The 2,757-nt window shown below is 60.8% G+C and carries 3 protein-coding genes; all 3 read right to left on the bottom strand.

Annotated features, from left to right (window positions below):
• The coding region (locus ACRESD_RS26700; protein ID WP_431753648.1) for a pyridoxal phosphate-dependent aminotransferase at positions 1-486 on the bottom strand (486 nt) is incomplete at its 3' end.
• Between the two features lie 3 nt (positions 487-489).
• The gene (gene hisD, locus ACRESD_RS26695) at positions 490-1,806 is read right to left on the bottom strand and encodes a histidinol dehydrogenase (protein ID WP_431753647.1); all 1,317 of its coding nucleotides are present in this window, start codon (positions 1,804-1,806) and stop codon (positions 490-492) included.
• Between the two features lie 127 nt (positions 1,807-1,933).
• On the bottom strand, positions 1,934-2,569 hold the full coding sequence (gene hisG, locus ACRESD_RS26690) for an ATP phosphoribosyltransferase (protein WP_003188599.1): 636 nt from the start codon (positions 2,567-2,569) through the stop codon (positions 1,934-1,936).
• Between the last annotated feature and the right edge of the window lie 188 nt (positions 2,570-2,757).

The following is a 2,757-nucleotide window of genomic DNA, read 5'->3' as shown; positions in this document are numbered from 1 at the left end:
TGCCATCACGCAGCCGGTAGGTGCGTTAGGGTTGGGGAAAATGATCCCACCGTTAGGCTTGGCATAATCGGCCACGCGAATCTGGAACTGCTCGTCCAATGGCACCGGATCGGACTTGATGCCGTACAGGCCGCAGTAGACCGGATAGAAGCTGTAGCTGATGTCCGGAAACAGCAGCGGCAGATCGTGCTGGAACAAACCGTGAAAGATGTGCGCCAGGACTTCATCGGAACCGTTGCCGAGGAATACCTTGCCGGCGTCGATCCCGTAGTACTTCGCCACGGCCTGCTTGAGCAAGTCACTATTAGGGTCCGGGTACAGACGCAGGTTGTCGTTCAATTCGGCCTGCATGGCCGCCAGCGCTTTCGGCGATGGACCGTAGGGGTTTTCATTGGTGTTGAGCTTGACCAGCTTGGTCAGCTTGGGTTGCTCCCCGGGCACGTAAGGCACGAGGTCCTTGACGAAAGGGCTCCAGAATTTGCTCATGCCTTACTCTCCCTTGAGGATGCGATATTCGGCGCTGCGCGCGTGCGCACTCAGCGATTCACCACGGGCCAGCACCGAGGCGGTCTTGCCCAGCTCGGAGGCGCCCTGTGGCGAGCAGAAGATGATCGACGAGCGCTTCTGGAAGTCATACACCCCCAGCGGCGACGAGAAACGCGCAGTGCCGGAGGTCGGCAGCACGTGGTTGGGACCGGCACAGTAGTCGCCCAAGGCTTCGCTGGTGTGGCGGCCCATGAAGATCGCGCCAGCGTGACGGATCGACGGCAGCCAGGCTTGTGGGTCGGCTACGGACAACTCCAGGTGTTCCGGCGCGATACGATTGGCCACTTCGATGGCTTGTTCCATGTCACGTACAAGAATCAACGCACCGCGCCCATTGATCGACTTCTCGATGATCTCGGCGCGCTCCATGGTCGGCAACAGCTTATTGATGCTGGCGGCCACCTTGTCGAGGAACTCGGCATCCGGGCTGACCAGGATCGCCTGGGCGTCTTCGTCGTGTTCGGCCTGGGAGAACAAGTCCATGGCGATCCAGTCCGGGTCGGTCTGGCCGTCGCACACCACGAGGATTTCCGAAGGACCGGCAATCATGTCGATACCAACCTGACCAAACACGTGGCGCTTGGCCGTGGCGACGTAGATGTTGCCAGGGCCCACCACCTTATCGACCTTCGGCACGCTTTCGGTGCCATAGGCCAGGGCCGCAACGGCTTGGGCACCACCGATGGTGAAGACACGGTCGACACCAGCGATGCACGCCGCGGCGAGCACCAGTTCGTTGATTTCACCGCGCGGCGTCGGCACCACCATGACCACTTCGGTCACGCCCGCCACCTTGGCCGGGATTGCGTTCATCAGTACCGACGACGGGTACGAGGCTTTACCGCCCGGCACGTACAAACCGGCGCGATCCAGCGGCGTGACCTTCTGGCCCAATACGGTGCCATCGGCTTCGGTGTAGCTCCAGGAGTCCTGTTTCTGTTTTTCGTGGTAGCTGCGCACCCGCGCCGCCGCGACTTCCAGCGCTTCGCGCTGTGGCACGGTGATACGCGTCAAGGCCAGCTCCAGGCGTTCACGGGGCAGGATCAGGTCGGCCATGGACTTGACGTCCAGGCCATCGAACTGACGAGTGAAGTCCACCAACGCTGCATCACCGCGCTCGCGCACAGCCTTGATGATGTCGAGTACTCGCTGGTTGACCGAGTCGTCGGACACACTTTCCCAGCTCAGCAGATGATCCAGATGATGGGCGAAATCCGGGTCGGCAGCGTTGAGTCGGGCAATTGCAGTGGACGTGGTCATAGCGAGGGCCTCAATAGAATTGGCAAAAACTCAGGCGCCCTAAAGTAGCAGTCGTTTCCGCTTGGGCACCTGAGAATTCTGGCTATGAGGCGGATAGACGGGCGCGACCTAAGGCCGCGCGGGTGAGTCAACCGCGGTGTCGAGACTCCACTGCCTTGCGCAGGGTATCGATCAACGCCTGGATACGGGCGTGTTGCATTTTCATCGAGGCTTTGTTGACGATCAGGCGGGAGCTGATGTCAGCAATGAAATCCTGGGGTTCCAGGCCGTTGGCACGCAGGGTGTTGCCAGTGTCGACCACGTCGATGATCTTGTCGGCCAGGCCGATCAGCGGCGCCAGCTCCATCGAACCGTAGAGTTTGATGATGTCGACCTGACGACCTTGCTCGGCGTAGTAGCGCTTGGCGACATTAACGAACTTGGTCGCCACCCGCAGACGGCCTTTGGGCTCGACATCACCGACACGGCCGGCAGTCATCAGCTTGCACAGGGCGATACGCAGGTCCAACGGCTCATACAGGCCCTGGCCACCGTACTCCATCAGCACGTCTTTACCGGCAACGCCCAGGTCGGCCGCGCCATGCTCAACGTAAGTCGGCACATCGGTAGCCCGTACGATCAGCAGGCGAACGTCGTCCTGGGTCGTGGGGATGATCAGCTTGCGGCTCTTGTCCGGATTCTCGGTTGGCACGATGCCCGCTTCAGCCAGAAGCGGCAAAGTGTCGTCAAGGATGCGGCCCTTGGACAGTGCGATGGTCAACATGGGAAACGTCAGTCCTTCATCAGGCTATTGCTGTCCGGTCGCAAACGGCGCCAGACACAGATCGAGGCCATGACAGCCTCGACTTGAAACAAATTCACGTCAAGCCTCTGTAGTGAGCGGGCTTGCCCCGCGCTGAGTGCGCAGCGCTCCCAAGATTTTTAGGGCCGCTTCGCAGCCCAGCGCGGGAC

Source organism: Pseudomonas sp. (genome assembly GCF_050739995.1).
Lineage (GTDB): Bacteria > Pseudomonadota > Gammaproteobacteria > Pseudomonadales > Pseudomonadaceae > Aquipseudomonas.
The sequence above is the reverse complement of the archived record's forward strand: the minus strand, read 5'-3'. Positions and strand labels throughout refer to the sequence as shown.